Genomic DNA, 21055 nt, shown 5'->3' with positions numbered 1-21055 from the left:
AGGTGATTAAATGGAAATAAAAGAAAAAATATTGCTCGGACAAACAAGTTTAGGAATTGAATTCGGTTCTACTAGAATTAAAGCCATCTTAATCGATGACCAACAAAAATTATTAGCCGATAGTTCTTATCAATGGGAAAACCAATTAGTAGATGGTTTTTGGACGTATAGTCAAGATGCCATCATTGAAGGACTACAAACTTGCTTTACCTATCTAAAAGCAGCAGTAAAAGATCAATATGGAGTAACCTTAACGAAGATTGGACAAATCGGCATTAGCGCGATGATGCATGGTTATTTACCTTTCGATGCTGACGGAAATCTGTTAGTACCGTTTAGAACTTGGCGCAATAATAATACAACAGAAGCTGCCAAATTATTAACGGATGAATTTTATTTTAATATACCGGAACGTTGGAGCATCGCTCATTTGTATCAAGCAGTTTTGGATTCAGAACCCCATCTTTATGAATTAGATTTTATGACGACTTTAGCCGGATACATCCACTGGTTGCTTTCAGATAGAAAAGTACTAGGAGTAGGAGATGCTTCTGGGATGTTTCCAATTGATTCGACAACTCAACAGTATGATAAAGAAAAATTGATGCAGTTTGATAAATTGATTGAGAGCAAAGTATTTCCATGGCAGATTAAAATGGTATTGCCTGAAGTGCTCATTGCGGGTCAAGATGCAGGGCAACTAACACAAGCGGGCGCTTTGTTGCTTGATCCAGAGGGTGATTTAGAGCCAGGAAGTCGTCTATGCCCTCCGGAAGGTGATGCAGGAACCGGCATGGTTGCGACCAATAGTGTGAGTCCGAAAACAGGTAATGTTTCAGCAGGTACTTCTATTTTTGCTATGATTGTACTCGCACAACCCTTGAGTAATATATATCCTGAGATTGATATGGTTACCACTCCAAGCGGAGATGATGTGGCAATGGTACATGCTAATAACTGTACCTCGGATATTAATGCTTGGGTAAATCTCTTCTATGAGTTTGCTCAAAAGGCGGGGAGTCCATTATCTCTTGATCAAACGTATACACTATTATTTAATCAAGCATTAGAAGGTGACCCAAACTGTGGTCAATTATTAAACTATGGACTGTTCTCAGGAGAAAATATTATCCAAATTGAAGAAGGTCGACCATTACTGGTCCGTCAACCTAACAGTCAATTTAACTTAGCGAATTTATTTAAATCTCAAATACTATCAGCTTTTAGTACACTGGCCATTGGGATGGAATTATTAACCCAAAATGAACAAATCGAGATTGATCAATTACTAGGTCATGGTGGTATCTTTACTACCCCTAAAGTGGCGCAAACTATTTTAGCTAATATTTTAAATATTCCCGTCACGGTTACAACAACTTCAAATGAAGGTGGTGCCTGGGGAATGGCGTTATTAGCCGATTATTTAAACCATGCTGATTTAACTTTAAATGAGTATTTAGAAACAATTGTCTTTAAGGAAATAGAAAATGTTACCGTTCAGCCTGAAGGAGAAGAAGTCAAGAACGCAAAAGCCTATTTATCAAGTTATAAATTAGGATTACCAATCGAAAAAGCAGCCATTAGTTATTTTAAATCTTGAGGAGAATCAAATGTTAGAAGAATTAAAAAGAATCGTTTATGAAGAGAATTTAGAATTACCAAAAAGAGGCTTAATTAAATATACATGGGGGAATGTTAGTCAAGCCGACCATGAGCAAAAATTATTTGTCATTAAGCCTTCAGGAGTAGATTATGATGTGATGACACCAGAGGATATGGTTGTTTGTGATTTTGATGGAAATATCGTTGAAGGAACAAATCGACCTTCTTCTGATATGTTGACACATGCGGCCTTGTATCGTCATTATCCAGATATCGGAGGAGTTGTGCATACACATTCACCTTGGGCTGTCGTTTGGTCACAAGCAGGAAAAGATGTCTCATGCTTTGGTACCACTCATGCGGATACTTTTTATGGAACAGTCCCTTGTGCTCGTTATTTAACCTCAGAAGAAGTCGAAGCAGGTTATGAAGCCAATACAGGTGAAGTGATTGTTGAGACACTTACTGAACGTAAGATTCAACCCTTGGCAGTCCCCGGTATCTTATTAAAAGGGCATGGACCTTTTACATGGGGCAAAGATGCCAAAGATGCTGTGATGCATGCGGTTGTATTAGAGGAAGTTTGTAAAATGAACTTTTATACAATGCAATTGAATTCTGATGCCCCAGAATTACCGAACTATATATTGGAAAAACATTATCAAAGAAAGCATGGAAAAGATGCCTACTATGGGCAAAAATAATGAAAGAGGGATGTAGATGTTAGAAGTATCAAATAAACAGTTTTGGTTAGTAGTAGGGTCCCAACATTTATATGGACCAGAAGCATTAGAAGAGGTAAGAAAAGATGCCCGTACTATTATTGATCACTTAAATAAAGAAGGTAATTTACCTTATCCAGTGGTGTTTCAAGAAGAATTAGCGGTATCTGCTGATGTTATCACAAAATTAATGAAAGAAATTAATTATCGTGATGAAGTAGCCGGTGTTATTACTTGGATGCATACATTCTCACCAGCGAAGATGTGGATTCGTGGAACTAAATTATTACAAAAACCATTATTACATTTAGCAACTCAATTTAATGAATCAATTCCATGGTCTACTATTGACATGGATTTTATGAACCTCAATCAATCTGCCCATGGCGATCGCGAGTATGGTTTTATTAATGCTCGTTTGCAAAAAAATAATGAAATCGTAGTCGGATATTGGAAAAATACAGATGTTCAACAAAAAATTGCCCGTTGGATGGATTTAGCAGTAGCTTATGGTGAAAGTTTTAATTTAAAAGTGGCTCGTTTTGGTGATAACATGCGTAATGTAGGGGTAACTGAAGGAGATAAAGTGGAAGCCCAAATTCAATTAGGCTGGACGGTCGATTATTATGGCATTGGGGATTTGGTTGCCGTGGTGGAGAAGGTGACTGATGAAGAAGTCGATCAATTATTTGCTGAATATGAAAAGCTCTATGATTTTGATTATGCTGATTACGAAAAAGAGGTCTGGGAAAAACATGTTAAGACTCAAGCACGTTATGAAATTGCCTTAAAACGTTTCTTAGATGATGGTGGTTATACAGCCTTTACTAGTAATTTTGAAGATTTATGGGGTATGGAACAATTACCAGGTTTAGCGGTTCAACGATTAATGGCTCAAGGGTATGGTTTTGCGGGAGAAGGCGATTGGAAAACTGCCGCTTTAGATCGTTTCATGAAAGTAATGTCTCACAATACGGCTACAGGCTTCATGGAAGATTATACCTATGAACTAGCTGAAGGGAAAGAAGCTATCTTACAATCTCATATGCTAGAAGTAGATCCAAGTTTAGCGGTCAATAAGCCAAAAATATTAGTCGCACCTCTTGGCATTGGTGGGAAAGATGATCCGGCCAGACTGGTATTTGATGGCAAAGCTGGTGACGGAGTTGTGGCTTCTATTGCCGATTTTGGGACACACTATAAGTTATTAATCAATGAAGTTAAAGCCTTTACACCTGAAGAACCGGCGCCTAAATTACCAGTCGCACGCGTAATGTGGGAAGTATTGCCAAGCTTCAAGGAAGGTGTGCACGCTTGGATTGAAGCGGGTGGAGGCCACCATACCGTTGTTTCATTAGCTTTAAAGACAGATCAATTAGTTGCATGGGCTAAGTTAGTTGGCTTGGAGTATGTGGTGATAAGATAGAATTTTAATTATTAATGAGGCGGGCTATTTGTATCCATAGGGAGAAATAGCCTTTTATTTATCCTCCTATTTGTGAATTTTTTATATAACTATTGACATAAATTTATTGTCATTTTACAATACATCTGTAAGTTGGTTTAGGTCACAAACTAACTGAAGATGTAAGCAGTACTTATTGAGAGGAGTCAACAATGACTAATTATGATGATAGAAGCTACTTGGAAAAAGTAGATAAATGGTGGAGAGCAGCGAACTATATTTCAGTGGCACAGATGTATTTAAAAGATAATCCTTTATTGCGTAGAGAGTTATCTAGAGAAGATGTAAAATTAACGCCAATTGGACACTGGGGGACTATTTCAGGTCAAAATTTTATTTATGCTCATTTAAATCGTGTAATTAACAAGTATGATTTAGATATGTTCTATATTGAAGGACCTGGACACGGTGGACAAGTGATGGTTTCCAATTCATTTATTGATGGATCATATTCAGAACTATATCCAGAAATCACACCAGATGAAGCTGGTTTAAAACAATTATGTAAAATTTTCTCTTTTCCTGGAGGAATTGCTTCACACGCTGCGCCTGAAACACCAGGGTCAATTCATGAAGGAGGAGAATTAGGTTATTCTCTTTCTCATGCTACCGGTGCGATTTTAGATAATCCAAATTTAATTGCAGCAACAGTAGTTGGAGATGGTGAAGCTGAGACAGGACCACTAGCGGCTGGCTGGTTCTCAAATACATTTATCAACCCTGTGAATGACGGTGCTGTTTTACCGATTTTATATTTAAATGGTGGGAAAATTCATAATCCAACTATTTTAGAGCGTAAAACTAATGAAGAATTAATGGATATGTTCAATGGATTGGGTTGGACCCCTATTTTTGTAGGTGGAACAGATCCTGAAGTGGTTCATACGCAAATGGCCAAAAAATTAGATGAAGCAATTGAATTAATTAAAAATATTCAAACCAAAGCGAGAAAACACCCAGCTGAAGAAGCAACACAACCAAAATGGCCAGTACTTATTGTAAGAATACCTAAAGGATGGACGGGTCCAAAAGAATGGAATGGCGAACCAATTGAAGGCGGATTTAGAGCCCATCAAGTTCCAATTCCAGTTACAGGTAAAGATATGACGACTGCTCCATATTTAGTGGAATGGTTAGAATCTTATAAGCCTGAAGAATTATTCGATGAAAAAGGATATGTAAAAGAAGAAATTCGAGCTCTTTCACCAAAAGGCCAACGTAGAATGTCAATGAATCCTGTAACGAATGCAGGGATTGTTGAAAAGATGAACACAGCCGATTGGAGACAACATGCGTTAGATATACGACAACCTGGTGAAATAATCGCACAAGATATGATTGAATTAGGCAAATATGCGGCTGATTTAATAAAAGAAAACCCAAAAAACTTCCGTATTTTCGGACCAGATGAAACAAAATCTAATCGCCTACAACATGTATTTGATGCGACTAATCGTCAATGGTTAGGTCGTATGAATAAAGAATATGATGAATGGATTTCACCAGTTGGTCGCGTCATTGACTCACAATTATCCGAGCATCAAGCAGAAGGATTCTTAGAAGGTTATGTTTTGACTGGACGTCATGGATTCTTTGCGTCATATGAATCATTCTTGCGAGTAGTCGATTCCATGATTACTCAACACTTCAAATGGTTACGTAAGTCTAAAACACATGCGCCATGGCGTAAAAATTATCCTTCATTAAACTTGATTGCGACATCTACAGTATTTCAACAAGATCATAATGGTTATACGCACCAAGATCCAGATTTATTAACACATTTAGCTGAAAAAACACCTGAATTTATTCGTGAATATTTACCAGCGGATACCAATAGTTTATTGGCTGTAATGGATAAAGCTTTACAAGACGAAGATAAAATTAATTTAATTGTTTCTTCAAAACATCCACGTCCACAATTTTACTCAGCTGATGAAGCGCAAGAATTGGTAGAAAAAGGCTATAAAGTAATTGACTGGGCATCTACTGATAATGGAGAAACTCCAGATGTGGTCATTGCAGCGGCCGGAACGGAGCCAAACTTAGAAGCACTCGCAGCCATATCAATATTAAATAAAGCATTCCCTGAAATGAAGATTCGCTTTATTAATATAGTCGATATATTGAAATTACGCCATCCAGAAGTTGATGCTAGAGGATTGACTGACGATGAGTTTAATAACCTATTCACAACTGATAAGCCGATTATCTATGCTTTCCACGGTTATGAAGGGATGATCCGTGATATATTCTTTAAACGTCAAAATCATCATATTTCAATCCACGGTTACCGTGAAAATGGGGATATTACCACACCATTTGATATGCGTGTATTATCAGAACTTGATCGTTTCCATTTAGCAAAAGATGCAGCTGAGGCTGTTTATGGTGATGCAGCGGGAGCGTTTAAAGAAAAAATGTTAGATACTGTTGCCTATCATACAGATTATATCCGTGAACATGGAAGTGATATTCCGGAAGTTTTAGATTGGAAATGGGAATCATTAATCAAATAATGCTTTAATTTATTATGTATCATGCATATGCCCTTTAGGTAATAATTGTTTACCTAAGGGCATTTATTTATTTGGCTCAATGTTAAAGAGGATTTAAAGATTATATGTCTATCAACTCTCTAAATGATGCAGCCATTTATTTCAAATAGCGATTTAACCGACTTCGACTGATGTTTAATGCTTGGGAAGTTTTTTCCTTATTATTGCCAAATTCTTTTAATTTTGTTTGAATAATTTCTCGAATGTATTCATCTAGTTTAAGATTGTTGGTCATTGTTGCATCCTTGAGATATGATTTTTTAAATTGATTCATTTGGACAATTTTGAGACTCTCTTTTATGTGATTTGCGGTCACACGGATTTCTTCATTGGAAGAAACAATCCATTTAATGACTGTTTCAAGTTGAGCAAAGTTCGAGTGCCAGTGGTAAGATTCTAGTAGTTCAAGTGCAGGCTGATCATAATGAAAGATGGTTTTATCCATTATTTGACAATAATGATGCGTCATCAAGCGGATGATTACATCAAACTCAACATACTCATTTAGATTGAGCATTCTTATGGGAAAAGATTGATAATAAATTGAATTTCGTACGTAAGTGTTTGATTCCTCAGCTTCATAAAGATAAATACAACAAGAATGTTGATTTTGTAAGTTATTATTGACAACTTGTATTAATTTATCTTGGTCAAATTCGGACAGGCACTCAGTATGTTGAAAAATATAACGAGTATCGTATTGTGATAGCAAAGTTGGAGCGAGAATCCACCAGTTTGAATCAAATTGACGGCAATCCATTAGATAATAATTCTGAGTGGTTAAATTATTATATTGACTGATTACCACCCCCATTAAGCTTTTTAAGGTATTCCGATTACCATAGACAAAGAATGTGGAATAGTTCGAAGCAATTTTCCTAAACTTTATATTATCTAAATATTTATTTAACACAGGTCGAAGGTAGGTATTTGGCAATAATTCATTAAGTTCTGTTAGAGAATGAAGCGTTACTGCAGGATGTACGAGTTCAACCATACTTTGCTTTTTCTTTTTTGAATAAAGATGGTAAATTTGATTTTCAAAAACAAATTTATCTTCCTCTGTTTCATAATTTTGATTGGATAAATCTAATATGGAAGGAGAGAGAGGTAATTTAAAATTTAATGTCTCGTGTTCAAATAATAATTGTTGTTGATCATCATAAATTAAATAGTCAATTTGATTCTTAGTGAGTAAATACTTTAACAGTGAATTGTAAAATTTTACCCTTTTAATTGGTAACACAACCTCAATGATATGTTTTATTAGACGCTTGATGGTTTCGCTAGAGATTACATAGGTTAAAGTTTCATAACTAGTTAAGTTAGTAATTGGATATAAATAGGAATCAGTAATCAATATAGAATATCCTTTCTCAGTCAATTTATTTAATTCAGTGGTTAAATGCTCCCACGAATGAATCGCAATGACGGGTATTGCGACATCGAGTGAGTCAACAACTTGTTTAGTTTCTTTATAAAGAGAATCAGTAGTATAAATAATCGTTTGATGCGAATTATTTTGACATAACTTTATAGTCATTAAGATATCCGTTGTATTTTCACGCAAATAATAGGTTGGTAAGCCGGTTTCCTCAGCAATCGGTTGGTTAAAAATACCATGAACTAAAAGGACATCAAATTGATTGCGTTTACTTATTAAAAATTTTTTTAAATTTTGATAACTCAAATTCTCAATAAGATAGTTAATTTTAGGAAAATCATGCATGACATGTTGGATTTTAGTGATAATGGTTGAATCGCTACAAATAATTAAAAGATTAATTTTCATATTATACACCACCTGTTCATTTTGAACAGATTATAGCATTTAAAGAGGACGAAACAGGTTCTTTTTTACGAAAATAAATTTATTTTTTGTAAACGTCAAAAAAGCTATTCAAAAAGAACGGATAGTAGTCATATTAAGTTGAAAAAGTTTCAAACATTAAAAAAAGATGAATAACCACACATTTATTTTTAATGATGTTTATATTGAGAACAAATAAAATAATTTATAAAAAGTATTGACAATAACATATGAAAACGTTACAATTTATTTAGTTAGTTTATTAGACAAACAAACCTTAAAAGAAGAGGAGAATGAAAAATGAGTTATTTCCCAGAGATTAGTCAAATTAAATATGAAGGCAAAGAAACAAATAATTTATTTGCTTTCCGTCACTATAACCCAGAAGAAGTGGTTTTAGGCAAAACAATGAAAGAACATTTACGTTTTGCAGTTGCTTATTGGCATACCATGACCCAAGATGGTAGCGATCCATTTGGTAACCCCGTTAATGAACGTACTTGGTTTGGTGAAACACCAATGGATACAGCGCGTAATCGTGTAGAGGCTTTCTTTGAAATCTTAACAAAATTAGGTGTAGAATATTTCTGCTTCCACGATGTGGATATTGCACCAGAAGGTGATTCATTAGAAGAATTCTTCCAAAATTTAGATGAAATTACTGATTTAATTAAAGAGAAAATGGATGAAACAGGAATTAAATTATTATGGAATACCGCTAATATGTTCTCTCATCCACGCTATAACAATGGTGCAGCATCATCTAATAATGCAGATGTATTTGCTTATGCGGCAGCCCAAGTGAAAAAAGGCTTAGACATCAGTAAAAAATTAGGTGGCGAGAACTATGTATTCTGGGGTGGTCGTGAAGGTTACGAGTCATTATTAAATACTGATATGGCTTTAGAACAAGATAATATTGCGCGTTTATTCAAAATGGCGATTGCTTATGGCGAAAAAATTGGTCATAAACCACAATTCTTAATTGAACCAAAACCAAAAGAACCATCAAAACATCAATATGACTTTGATGCAGCAACTACGATGGCCTTTATTCAAAAATACGGTTTAGAAGGGGACTTCAAATTAAACCTAGAAGCCAACCATGCGACATTAGCGGGTCATACCTTTGAACATGAATTAAATGTTGCGCGTAACTATCAAGCATTAGGATCAATTGATGCTAACCAAGGTGATTTATTATTAGGCTGGGATACGGATGAATTCCCAACAAATGTGTATGATACGACCTTTACCATGTATGAAATCCTAGAAAATGGAGGTATTGCACCAGGTGGTATTAACTTTGATGCAAAAGTAAGACGATCATCCCATAAAATGGAAGACTTATTATTAGCGCATATTGCTGGTATGGATACCTATGCACGAGGCTTAAAAGCGGCAGCGAAATTAAAAGAAACACGTTACTTAGATGAATTACGTGAAAACCGCTATGCAAGTTATACTGAAGGAATTGGTAAACGCATTGTAGATGGAGCAGAAGATTTAGAAAGCTTAACAGCTTATGCCCTAGAAAATCAAGACATCCATTTAGAATCAAGTCATTTAGAAGTTGTGAAGTCTCGTTTAAACGATTTATTGTTCTAATTTAGAAAGTTGAGGTGGGACAGATGAGTTATGTTTTAGGTATTGACTTAGGAACAGGGTCATTAAAGGGTTTATTATTTAATGAATCTGGCGAATTAATCACCACCGCTGATCAAAATTATGCTTTATTACAGCCTAAACCAGGGTATAGTGAGCAAAATCCATTGGATTGGAAAGAGGCTATGTTTAATGTAATGGATGAGTTGAACAATCGTGTTGATGATTTTTCAGAGCGTCTTGTTGCCATTAGTTTTTCTGGTCAAATGCATAGTTTAGTCTTACTCGACCAACATAACGAAGTGATAAGACCGGCTATTTTATGGAATGATGTCAGAACCACAAAACAATGTCAAACCATTATGGAGGAATTTGGACCTGAGTTATTAGCGATTACTAAAAATATAGCACTTGAAGGTTTCACATTACCAAAGATTTTATGGATTCAAGAAAATGAACTAGAAAACTGGCAGAAAACGAAGCATTTAATGCTACCAAAAGATTATTTGGTTTATAGTCTAACCGGAGAGTATTCAATGGACTATTCGGATGCTGCGGGTACTCTTTTATTGGATATAGAAAAATTGGATTGGTCGGAAGATATTTTAACTCAATTTAATATTAACCGTTCAATTTTACCAACCTTGCATCGTTCAATCGATAAAGTAGCCTCAATTACAACTGACATAAAAGAACGATATGGCTTTACTCATGATGTGAGTGTTCATGCCGGTGGAGCCGATAATGCCTGTGCTGCTTTAGGTGCAGGGATAGTTGATAAAGGATTAGGTATGATTTCAATTGGAACGAGTGGTGTGTTCTTGGCAAGTGAACCAACAGCCGAAGTTGATTATAAAGGGAAAGTCCATCTGTTTAATCATAGTGCTCCCGATTTATATTATGCTATGGGAGTGACATTGGCAGCTGGAAATTCATTAAACTGGTTCAAAAATACCTTTGCAAGCAATTTAAAATTTGAAGAATTACTTGAAGGGATTGATAAAATAGAACCAGGTTCAGAAGGATTATTATTTACCCCTTACATTACCGGGGAACGTACTCCGCATAATGATAGTGAAATTCGTGGAAGTTTTACCAATATCGATATTCGTCATGGATTAAAACATTTTGCCAGAGCAGTTTTAGAAGGGATTACTTTCTCTTTAAAAGACGCCCAAATGATTATGAGTAATGTTTCCAATCAAGAGTTTGATCGGTTAGTATCTGTAGGTGGTGGAGCCAAAAATAAAGACTGGTTGCAAATGCAAGCAGATATATTTAACGCTGAGATTATTACACTAGAAACAGAGCAAGGACCAGGTGTAGGTGCAGCGATGTTGGCTGCCATTGGTAGTGGAGTGGTGGATTCTGTAGAAGATTGTATTTCTAAATTTGTGAAATATGACAAGAGTTATCAACCCAATGCCGACAATGTAACGAAATATCAAGAAGTTTATGAAAGATATCAAAAAGTATATCCTGCAATTAAACAAATTTAGCCCCTTAGTTAAGATGTTGTATAGTTATATATGAATGTTTGTAATAAGAAAGTAAATTAGGCGAATAATATTTGTTTGATTTTGTAAATGAATAAATAACTAAAAATGGATCAAATAATAGAGTAGCTAGAGTTTAAAAAGAGTGACACTGATTTCTCCGCCAACATTAATAATTATATAATTCAAATAAAACACCTATTAGAATATGATTGTAAAAAGTCACTCTAATAGGTGTTTAACTTTTTCAGTAATTTAGTTTTCTTGTTGATAATTTCCAAGTTTAAAGACTGGGATATTTAAGAAGTTACGTAATACTAGCGCTACACCTCCAAATAAAGTAGAGCGTCCTTCGAAAGCGGAAGTTTTTATTTTAACGCCTTCGGTGAAACGACTATTTAAGGAATCATAAATAAATGTTAGTAATTCAGGAATTTTTTCATATAAAGAACTGTCAATATAAACAACTTCTGGGTCATGGAAAAGAATAATATTATTTATACATAAACTTAAGTACATGGCTTTTTCTCGAAGTAACTCTAAAAGTGGTTCTCTATGGTCTGTTGATAGCATTTTAACTACATAATCTGAGTTTATTTTATTAATATCAATATCAAACGATTCGGCGACACTTTCATAAATTGCTTGTTGAGAAGCATATTTTTCTAGACAACCTTTGTTACCGCAACGGCAAGCTTTACCATCAGGGAAAATGATCGAATGTCCTATCTCACCAGCTTTTCCAGCATTGCCATGATGAAGCAACCCATTTTCTATAATACCTAGTCCAATTCCACCGTGAATCGAAATACATAGTAAATCTTCTACGCGTGAAACGAAAGTATACTCTCCTAAAGCAGCTAAGTTTGCTTCATTTTCGAAATAAAATGGGAAGTCATACTTATTTGATAAGAATTGGTATAAATCATCCCCAATTAAATCATAAATTGGAGAGAAATTAATCGTGTTGTTTTGCGTGATACCGTGAATTGAAAGTGCACATCCAATAATCCCTTTATTTGTTTTGGGAACATTTTCTATAACGTAGTCTAAAATGTCGGTTAATAAGTCATTAATGGTGTTTGTGTTAATTTCAATTTTTCTTAGTTGTTGTTCCAAAATGATTTTTCCATCTAAGAAAGTAACCAGAACATTGATATAGTTGTAGCCAATATCCATTGCAACAACTGCTCCTGAGGAACTGTTGTATTCTAATAAAATTGGTTTACGACCACCCATAGAACTAGCATTACCGATTCCGGTTTCATTAACAAGGCGTTCCTCGATCAGGGTTTTGACAATTGATGAGATAGAAGCTTTGTTTAAAGTTGTTAATTCAGAAAGACTTGCTCGTGAAATAGGGCCATTTTCAATGATGGCTTTTAATACTAAAGACTCGTTGTTATTTCTAATACTATATACTGATGAAATCATAGATTTTCTCCTATTTTAATATTACTGTAATTGTATGATAAGTATTATTTTTATCTTAGGGATAATAAGATTAAATATTTCATAATCAAAATAAAAGTAATAAAATTGTACTTAAGTTAGTTTATCACGCTAACAAACTCAAGTCAAGTAAAACTATATTACTAATCATAATTGCACCATTTACCACGAAAGAGGGCATCTATATTATATACAATAAGAGCAGATATAAAGTTAAAGAACAAATATAAAGATTATTTTTATAATGGTAGTGTTCTGAATTAAAGAGGCTTACCATCGCATTATCAATTTTTATTAATTCTTCTATACAAAAGACAGCGTTACCATTATAATTATAAGTAATAGTAAACATAAGGAGGATACATAATGACAATTTTAGAGGAAACTTTTACACTGCATAATGGTGTTAAAATTCCTAAATTAGGATTAGGGACATGGCAATCAGCACCTGAAGATGCTTATAATGCAACGTTATTTGCTTTAAAAAATGGATATACCCACGTTGATACTGCGATTGTTTATGGTAATGAAACAGAGGTTGGTCAAGCAGTTAGAGATTCTGGATTAAAACGCGAGGACGTTTATGTGACGACCAAAGTGCCGGCTGAACGTAAAACTTATCAAGAAGCCAAAGAGAGCATTGAACAAGCTTTAAGAGAATTAGATTTAGAGTATATTGACTTAATGTTAATTCACGCCCCACGTCCATGGGCAATCATGCATGAAAATCCGGAAAAGTTGAATTATTTTGAAGAAAACCGTGAAGTGTGGCGTGCTTTAGAAGAAGCTTATGAAGCAGGAAGTATCAAAGCGATTGGGGTATCTAACTTTGATGTTAAAGATTTAGAAAATATTATGGAAGTTTGTAAAGTTAAACCGATGGTCAACCAAATTATATATCATATCGGGAATACCAACCCAGAAGTGTTAGAGTTTTGTAAAGCCAATGATATTTTAGTTGAAGGTTATTCACCGATTGCTACTGGACGACTATTAGGCAATGAACAGATTGAAAAGATGGCTTCTAAATATGGAAAATCAATTCCGCAAATTTGCATTCGCTATTTATTAGAAAAAGACATTTTACCTCTACCAAAATCTGTTCATGAAAAATATATTATTGAGAATGCGAAATTAGATTTTGAAATTGAAATAGAAGATATGGAATATTTAGACTCTATTCAATAAAATGCAAATTATTAGTAAGTTTTGATAAAAAATATAGGATATAAGAAAGCGCTCTAGTCACTTGAACGCAAAAATGATAAACTAATCTTCAAAGAGAGAAGGTTAGTTTATTTTGATGAAGGTGGGAAGAAAAATGAAAATACTCTGTTTTGATATGGGAGGAACAGCTGTCAAATATGGTGTTTGGGATAACGACAAGATAACGAATACTGGATCGTTTAAAACCCCAACAACTTGGGATGAAATGAAACAACAAATGGGACAAGTGGCAACTAAATTCGCTGATGTTGAAGGGATCGGTATTAGTTCGCCTGGTTCTGTCGATTCAAAATTAGGGGTGATTAAAGGCATTAGTGCCATTCCTTATATCCATAATTTTGAAATTGTTAAAGAATTGACAGAATTATTCAATAAACAAGTAACCATTGAAAATGATGCGAATTCAGCGGCTTTAGCAGAACTTTATTATGGCAGAGCAAAAGACTTAAACAATGTCGTTTTTTATATTATTGGTTCGGGAATTGGTGGAGCTGTTAGTATTAATAAACAACTTGTTAAAGGGGCGAATCTATTTGGTGGCGAAATAGGGTATATGTTAATGGATGGTCAAAAAACATTGAGTCAAATTGCTAGTCCGGTAGAAACAGCTAAACGTTATCATTTTGAATCCGGTAAAGAGTTATTCGACTTAGCAGCTAAAGGGAATGAACAAGCGAAGGTAGGTGCTGAGGAAGTCTATGATACTTTGGCTAGAAGTATGTATAATGTGGCCTTAATGCTGGACCCTGAACTCATTTTAATTGGAGGGGGTATCTCACAAAGAGATGATTTTGTATCCCCCATCCAAGAAAAGCTTGACCATTATTTAAAAGCAAATGGTGCGGGTGATTTGAAGGTTAAGATTGATCGTTGTGAATTTCTGCAAAATGCGAATTTAATTGGTGCGGCGGTTAATTTTGAAAATACAAAAGATTAGAACAAATAGGGATAAAACACCGCAAATTATCTGAAGAGTATTTATTTTATAAAGCAGTAGCAGATGACAATTTGGTGAGATAGATAAAAATTTACGAGCAAATAAATTTATTGAAGTTGAAGGCGTAGGTAAACTATCCAAAATCCTTTAGTAGATATTAAATATCATTTTGTCATCACTACCGCCATGGTAATAAGATATTGTAGTAATTACGGAATGGAACCTGAACGCGCTTTTCGTTTAAGTGATTATTATATTCAAAAGTTAGATAATTTACAAACGATTGAAGAAGTTCATGAGCTTCATGATGAGATGGTTTGGGATTTTACTAATAAAATGCGAATGTTAAAAATTAGTGATGCGATTTCCAAACATGTTGTAGAATGTAAAAAGTATATTATACGCATATTCAGGATCGGATTTTAGTTGAGGTTATTGCATTGGAATTGGATGTAACACCAAGCTATTTGTCAAGATTATTCAAATCAGAAATGGGAATGCCTATCAGTAAGTACATTAATCAACAAAAAATAAAGTTGGCGATGAATTAATTACGGTCTTCTGATGAGTCTGTATTGGATATAGCGAACAAATTTTCTTTCTCATCACAAAGCCATTTTATCAAGCATTTTAAAGAATTTGTGGGTATTACACCTAAGAAATTTCGCGATAAATACTATATAACATTAGAAAAATAGTCAATAATGTGAGTGGAAGTAGGGAGGAAACCAATGAGTAACCAAGATAATGTAAGTGAATTAGTACAACATATAAATATTAAAGAGGGGATTTTAGGAGAAAAAAAGATCAATCCTAAAATGTCAGCATTACTGAGACAAGCAGCAGCTTGGAAAATGAGGGTGTATTACCTTTAAAAGCACAAAGCAAATTAGCAGTTTTTGGACGTTCTCAAATAGACTATTTTTATGTAGGATATGGTTCTGGTGGGGAAGTCAATCCACCTTATTTAGTCAATGTTATTCAGGGATTAGAAGAAAAAGATTTAGTATTAAATCAAGTTTTAATAGAAAAATATCAAACATTTTCTGCTAATAATATAGTAGAAGATGGTATTTGGGGACAATGGCCACGCTTCTTAGAGGAAATGACGTTATCGAATGAAGAAGTAAAGTCCGCTAGCGAAGATTCTGAAATTGCATTAATAGTGATTGGACGAGCGGCTGGTGAAGATCGTGAAAATATCTTGGAAGAAGGTAGCTATTATTTAACTCAAAAAGAAAAGCAAATGATTGATCAAGTGACCCATTATTTTGAAAAAGTCGTCTTAGTTATCAATAGTGGAAATGTCATCGACTTATCTTGGACGGAAAACTATGCCTTTTCAGCTATATTATTTGCTTGGCAAGGTGGTATGGAAAGTGGCAATGCGATTGCGGATGTTTTGATGGGAGATGTGAATCCTTCAGCTAAATTGCCAGATACGATTGCGCGCCATTACGAAGATTATGCAAGTGCTAAACAGTTTGGTCACGAAGAGTATGTAGAATATGTAGAGGATATCTATGTCGGATACCGTTATTTTGAAACATTTCATCCTGAGAAAGTTATTTATCCATTTGGTTATGGATTAAGTTATACTCAGTTTGCTATTGATTCAGAATTATTAGTAAATGATAAAAGTGTGACGATTAATGTTTCTGTGACTAATATTGGAGAAATGCCGGGTAAAGAGGTGGTTCAAGTCTATCATGAGCCTCCACAAGGAAAATTAGGAAAACCTAAACGCAATTTAATTGAATTTCAAAAAACAGAGCTTCTTCAACCTGGTGAAACAGAGAATTTGAATTTTGAAATTAAACTACAAGACTTAGCTTCCTATGATGATAGTGGTGTAACAGGTCATCCATTTAGCTATGTTCTTGAGGCGGGAGAGTATCAATTTTATGTGGGCGATAGTCTAATAAACTTAGAATTGGTGGGCAATTATCATTTAGAAAAATTATTAGTAATTCAAAAATTGAAACAAATTGCCGCTCCCGTGGAAAATTTTAATCGTTTAGTTGCTACGTTGGAAGAAGGACAATTGGTTGAAACTTATCAACCCGTAACTTTACAAAAAGAATCAGTAAAGGAAAGAGTGTTGCAGCATCTGGAAAGTTTATCAGAAGTAAGTTCTGAAGAGACTTTCTTAGATACCGGTAAAACAGTATCAGAGTTGATTCATTCTTTTTCTAAAGAAGAGTTAGACGCCTTAACGCGCGGTGAAGGACCAATGAATAGTCCCTTTGGTCCGAAAGGGAATGCTGGAATGTTTGGTGGAACGATTGAATCATTACGTCAAAAAGGAATTCCTCCGGTTATTACCACAGATGGTCCAGCAGGTATTCGCTTAAATTATTACGCTTCACTTTTACCTTGTGGTACTGCTTTTGCAAGTACGTGGAATTTAGAATTACTGGAAGTGATAGGGATTGAATTTGGAAAAGAATTACTGGACTTAGGTTCCGATATGATTTTAGCACCAGGGATGAATATCCATCGAAATCCTTTAGGTGGGCGAAACTTTGAGTATTTTTCAGAAGATCCTTATTTAACAGGTAAAATGGCTGCAAGTTATGTTATCGGGGTGCAAAGTAATCCAGTTGCAGCTTGCCCAAAACATTTTGCATGTAATAATCAAGAAACAAATCGAAATTATAATGACTCGCGCGTATCGGAACGTGCTTTGCGTGAGATTTATTTAAAAGGCTTTGAAATTTGCGTGAAGGAATCTAATCCTTATTCAATCATGTCGTCATATAATAAGATAAATGGGGTATGGGCTCATTATCATTTTGATTTAGCAACAGAAATTTTACGTAATGAATGGAAATATCAAGGGTGTATCTTAACTGATTGGTGGATGCGAATGGCTAAAGATCCAAATTTCGAACATGTTGAAAACAATGCTTATCGAGTCAGAGCACAAGTTGATATTTTAATGCCTGGTGGAAAAGATTTTGTAACGAAGGAATCTGATGATTCTTTAATTCAATCACTAGAGCATCTCGATGGAATTACTTTAAAAGAAGTGCAACATTCAGCTTTGAATGTTTTAAATCTAATACAAAAAATAAAAGGCTAGGTTAATTGAAAGCCTATGTGAATAAACTTAGGTTATATATTTTTTATTGATTTTCTCAAAAAGAAGCAAAGAATTTTAGTAAGAAAAATGGTTCTACAACTTGTAGCGGGAGAAATGATAAAAAATGAGCTCTAAGGCAAGTAATGTTGGTAAATAGTAAGGCTCTATATTTTTTTGTGTACAACTTAATTTTTAGAGGAAATCACGAGCTTTTTGCATATAAAAATAGCGCTGGTGAAGCTTCCGCCAACACTAAAAATTATAGAACCTAATTTTAACAACGTTGAGTGGACGTAATCCTTGTACTGAAAACAAGGGACTACGTTATTCAACGTTGTTATTTTTGTTTTGAGTGATAATTTGCGTGAAACGATGGGTGAATTGAGCTGTCATTCCCCAGATTGTTTCATCTGTTAAATCATAAAAAGGAATCGCATTACTACGTTGCGAAAAGCGATATTGTTTGCCATTACGGATTTTATTAAATGGAAAATCCTCATTAGGGACGATTTCTGACGCTAATTGATAGTATCTAGGTGGATGATTAATTAAGTCTTTTAAAGAAACGGAAAATATTTTAGCAACTTCTTCATTGGGGGTAATTTGTTGATAATCGTCTATCAAAAGTCTGCCGACAAAACAATGAATGGTCGCTTGAGCATTCACGATATAATCGATTTCTCCTAGAATTTGGATTTGGTTTTCTGAGATGTTTAATTCTTCAGTCGTTTCGCGGATCGCTGCTTGGATAAGTGATTCATTGGCTTCAACTGCTCCACCAGGAAAGGAAACATCACCAGGTTGCGGCACTTGTTCACTTCGGACTTCATATAAGACATGCCATTCGTTCTTTACTTTAATTAAAGGCAATAAGACAGCATATATACGTTTTTGACTAATGGGTTTTGCTTGATAGCTGATTAACGCTTGTTCAATATTATTTAACATGGCGACTCCTTTCTAATTCGAAATACATTAATCTCATCTTATCGGAAACAAATTTTAAAGTCAAATAGACAGTTTGAATCACTTCGTGCTAAGATTGAAAAAAGTAATATGAAGGAACAATTGAACATTTTATGAATTCAAATGAGGCTTAGCTAGTGCGCTTCGCTTGTTTACCATTGTCACCCTGTTCGATTTCTTCAAAATTGTCCAGCCTAACAACAGGTAGAATCTTATCCGTGACATAATGTTCGGTAAAATTAAGAGAAACAGAGACAATCAGAAGGGTGTGAAATGACCTTCTAAATATATATTGCGAGGAGTGAGGCAGATGATTATTAAACAACCGTCAAAAAAATTAAACAACTATCAAATTATCCATGCAATTGGAGGGAGTGAGCTAAATTTTAAACAATCAGTTGGCGAAGAAGTTTATCGTCAATCTTTAAATAAAATATTAAATGCGTTAAACATAGAGCCAAAGCAAGTTCATCATGGTAACCAAGTGCATGGTGCAAATGTAGAGATTGTCAATGCAGATAAAGGTGAACATCCTCTGTTTGCAGGTTATCCACTGTCACCAGAAACAGATGGCTTTATTACAGCTGAAGCCGGTGTAGCTCTTTTAGTACGGATGGCGGATTGTACACCGATTGTTATTTATGATCCTATCAGTAAGGTAATAGCAGCCCTTCATTCGGGTTGGCGTGGTACCGTTCAAAAAATTAGTCAGCAAGCGATTGTTAAGATGGTTAATCATTTTGGAACCGATGTCTCTGATTTAATTGCTTATGTCGGTCCTTCAATTGACCAAGAGCATTATGAGGTAGGTTCAGAAGTTTATGAGGCTTTTGAAGCAATTGGTAATCGCGATCGTTATTTTAAAGCAAAAGGTGACAAATACATTTTAGATATGATCCAGGCCAATATTGAAGTTTTAAAATTAGCGGGTGTAAAAATAGAAAATATTGATTTTTCTACCGAGTCAACATTTGTGAGTGAAAGACTTCATTCAGCTAGAAAAGAAGGTAAAGATTACCAATTAAATGCCTTACTAGTCATGCTGCCTTCATAAAAATGAACTGATTATCCTGGGGTAAAATTTTTTTGAAAAATTAGATGAATTAGTATATCATTAAAATTAAAAAACGATGAGAGGCGATTGGATGAAAACTCATAAATTAGCGATTATAGGTGTAGGACATGTGGGGACGCAAGTATTAGCAAGTGCGCTTCATTCCCATTTATTTTCAGAAATTATTTTAATTGATCCCCGTACAGAATTGGCTACTGGTGAGGCGTTGGATCAGGCCCATGCGACAGGATTATTAAGTCGGCATAATACTAAAATCTATGTGGGACAATATAGTGATTTAATCGATGTCGATATTTGTATTATTGCAGCGTCCTATGTTTATCCCAATGGTGAACTACCAGAAGATCGACAAGCGTTGTTAACTCAAAACGCCTATATTATTCGAGAAATTATGACGAATATTACTCAGGTTACTCATGAGCCAATTTTATTATTTATTACAAACCCTGCTGATACAGTTGTGTATATGGCGGCCACCGAGTTTGACTATCCTAAAAATAAAGTGATTGGGACCGGTTGTAGTTTAGATTCCGCAAGACTGCGTTATATTTTAGCCCAGATGTATGATGTGGCACCCCATTCAGTGCAAGCTTATATGTTAGGTGAACATGGATATACTGCCTTTCCTGCTTTGAGTCATGCGAGTATTGCGGGGATTGGTTATCAACAACTAAAACAGTACTTTCCTAACATCACAGAACGGACTCCAGATGAGATTAAGGAAAAGGTAGTATTAGCGGCTTACGATGTATTTAGAGCTAAAAACGGTGTCACCGATGCGGCTATCGCACAAGTAGCCATCGATATTACACAATCTATTCTGTTAGATGATCACATGATTTATCCCGTAAGTACAGTAGTTGAAGCCAATGAATATCACTCAGAAGCGATTGCTTACAGTCTACCGACCATTATAGGAAAAGAAGGCATTGTAAAAGTCTTACCTATAGCACTTAATGAATGGGAGCAAGCAAAATTAAAAGAGTCTCTCATATCAATCCAAACGAATATTGATTTAGCTAAAAGGATATAGAAAGGGAGTGGGCAAGAAGTAG

General features: G+C 34.9%; 16 protein-coding genes and 1 pseudogene. 14 read left to right on the top strand and 3 right to left on the bottom strand.

What is annotated here, in order from left to right:
* The first annotated feature begins 10 nt into the window (after positions 1–10).
* The 4 genes from GSA01S_RS03370 to GSA01S_RS03355 all read left to right on the top strand — a co-directional run bounded on the left by GSA01S_RS03370 (position 11) and on the right by GSA01S_RS03355 (position 6308).
* Positions 11–1600 carry a xylulokinase gene (locus tag GSA01S_RS03370; RefSeq protein ID WP_066124887.1) on the top strand — a complete coding sequence of 530 codons (1590 nt, stop codon included), beginning with the start codon at positions 11–13 and terminating at the stop codon, positions 1598–1600.
* Positions 1601–1610: 10 nt separating this feature from the next.
* Positions 1611–2306, top strand: a complete 696-nt coding sequence (locus tag GSA01S_RS03365) for an L-ribulose-5-phosphate 4-epimerase (RefSeq protein WP_066124883.1) — start codon at positions 1611–1613, stop codon at positions 2304–2306.
* A 16-nt stretch (positions 2307–2322) separates the two neighbouring features.
* Entirely contained in the window at positions 2323–3750 is a 1428-nt protein-coding gene (araA, locus tag GSA01S_RS03360; protein WP_066124881.1) for an L-arabinose isomerase, read from the top strand.
* Between the two features lie 191 nt (positions 3751–3941).
* Positions 3942–6308 carry a phosphoketolase family protein gene (locus GSA01S_RS03355; RefSeq protein WP_066124879.1) on the top strand — a complete coding sequence of 789 codons (2367 nt, stop codon included), beginning with the start codon at positions 3942–3944 and terminating at the stop codon, positions 6306–6308.
* A 136-nt stretch (positions 6309–6444) separates the two neighbouring features.
* Here GSA01S_RS03355 and GSA01S_RS03350 read toward each other — a convergent pair whose 3' ends face one another.
* Complete coding sequence (locus GSA01S_RS03350; protein WP_066124876.1) at positions 6445–8139, bottom strand: PrpR N-terminal domain-containing protein; 1695 nt, start codon at positions 8137–8139, stop codon at positions 6445–6447.
* A gap of 318 nt (positions 8140–8457) precedes the next feature.
* Here GSA01S_RS03350 and xylA point away from each other — a divergent pair, with 318 nt between their 5' ends.
* Positions 8458–9765 carry a xylose isomerase gene (xylA, locus tag GSA01S_RS03345; protein ID WP_066124874.1) on the top strand — a complete coding sequence of 436 codons (1308 nt, stop codon included), beginning with the start codon at positions 8458–8460 and terminating at the stop codon, positions 9763–9765.
* Between the two features lie 23 nt (positions 9766–9788).
* On the top strand, positions 9789–11261 hold the full coding sequence (gene xylB, locus GSA01S_RS03340; RefSeq protein WP_066124872.1) for a xylulokinase: 1473 nt from the start codon (positions 9789–9791) through the stop codon (positions 11259–11261).
* A gap of 252 nt (positions 11262–11513) precedes the next feature.
* Here the strand turns inward: xylB and GSA01S_RS03335 are convergent, their stop codons facing one another.
* Positions 11514–12692, bottom strand: a complete 1179-nt coding sequence (locus GSA01S_RS03335) for an ROK family transcriptional regulator (protein WP_066124870.1) — start codon at positions 12690–12692, stop codon at positions 11514–11516.
* 384 nt (positions 12693–13076) lie between these two features.
* Between GSA01S_RS03335 and GSA01S_RS03330 the strand changes: the two genes are divergently transcribed.
* The 6 genes and pseudogenes from GSA01S_RS03330 to GSA01S_RS03315 all read left to right on the top strand — a co-directional run bounded on the left by GSA01S_RS03330 (position 13077) and on the right by GSA01S_RS03315 (position 17959).
* Positions 13077–13898: an aldo/keto reductase gene (locus tag GSA01S_RS03330; RefSeq protein WP_066124868.1), complete on the top strand. Its 822-nt coding sequence runs from the start codon at positions 13077–13079 to the stop codon at positions 13896–13898.
* A gap of 133 nt (positions 13899–14031) precedes the next feature.
* On the top strand, positions 14032–14874 hold the full coding sequence (locus GSA01S_RS03325; protein ID WP_066124866.1) for an ROK family protein: 843 nt from the start codon (positions 14032–14034) through the stop codon (positions 14872–14874).
* A gap of 216 nt (positions 14875–15090) precedes the next feature.
* Positions 15091–15300 carry a hypothetical protein gene (locus GSA01S_RS11065; RefSeq protein ID WP_245631253.1) on the top strand — a complete coding sequence of 70 codons (210 nt, stop codon included), beginning with the start codon at positions 15091–15093 and terminating at the stop codon, positions 15298–15300.
* A gap of 137 nt (positions 15301–15437) precedes the next feature.
* Positions 15438–15572 (top strand): annotated as a pseudogene (locus GSA01S_RS11060) (helix-turn-helix domain-containing protein); the annotation flags it as partial.
* Positions 15573–15605: 33 nt separating this feature from the next.
* Positions 15606–15749: a hypothetical protein gene (locus GSA01S_RS10690; protein ID WP_157064759.1), complete on the top strand. Its 144-nt coding sequence runs from the start codon at positions 15606–15608 to the stop codon at positions 15747–15749.
* On the top strand, positions 15722–17959 hold the full coding sequence (locus tag GSA01S_RS03315) for a beta-glucosidase (protein ID WP_066124861.1): 2238 nt from the start codon (positions 15722–15724) through the stop codon (positions 17957–17959). Before GSA01S_RS10690 ends, GSA01S_RS03315 begins: the two co-directional genes overlap by 28 nt.
* 324 nt (positions 17960–18283) lie before the next feature.
* Here GSA01S_RS03315 and GSA01S_RS03310 read toward each other — a convergent pair whose 3' ends face one another.
* Positions 18284–18895, bottom strand: a complete 612-nt coding sequence (locus GSA01S_RS03310; RefSeq protein ID WP_066124888.1) for an NUDIX hydrolase — start codon at positions 18893–18895, stop codon at positions 18284–18286.
* Positions 18896–19235: 340 nt separating this feature from the next.
* On the opposite strand from GSA01S_RS03310, the gene pgeF reads away from it, so the two are divergent.
* Both pgeF and GSA01S_RS03300 read left to right on the top strand, forming a co-directional pair.
* The gene (gene pgeF / locus GSA01S_RS03305; RefSeq protein WP_066124859.1) at positions 19236–19979 is read left to right on the top strand and encodes a peptidoglycan editing factor PgeF; all 744 of its coding nucleotides are present in this window, start codon (positions 19236–19238) and stop codon (positions 19977–19979) included.
* A gap of 91 nt (positions 19980–20070) precedes the next feature.
* A complete protein-coding gene (locus GSA01S_RS03300) occupies positions 20071–21033 on the top strand; it encodes a lactate/malate family dehydrogenase (protein ID WP_066124858.1) in 963 nt (320 codons plus the stop codon).
* Positions 21034–21055 lie beyond the last annotated feature (22 nt).

Origin of the sequence: Globicatella sanguinis NBRC 15551 (assembly GCF_001552295.1) — a bacterium.
In the GTDB taxonomy this organism is placed as follows: Bacteria; Bacillota; Bacilli; order Lactobacillales; family Aerococcaceae; genus Globicatella; species Globicatella sanguinis.
This window is presented reverse-complemented; position numbering and strand designations above follow the sequence as displayed.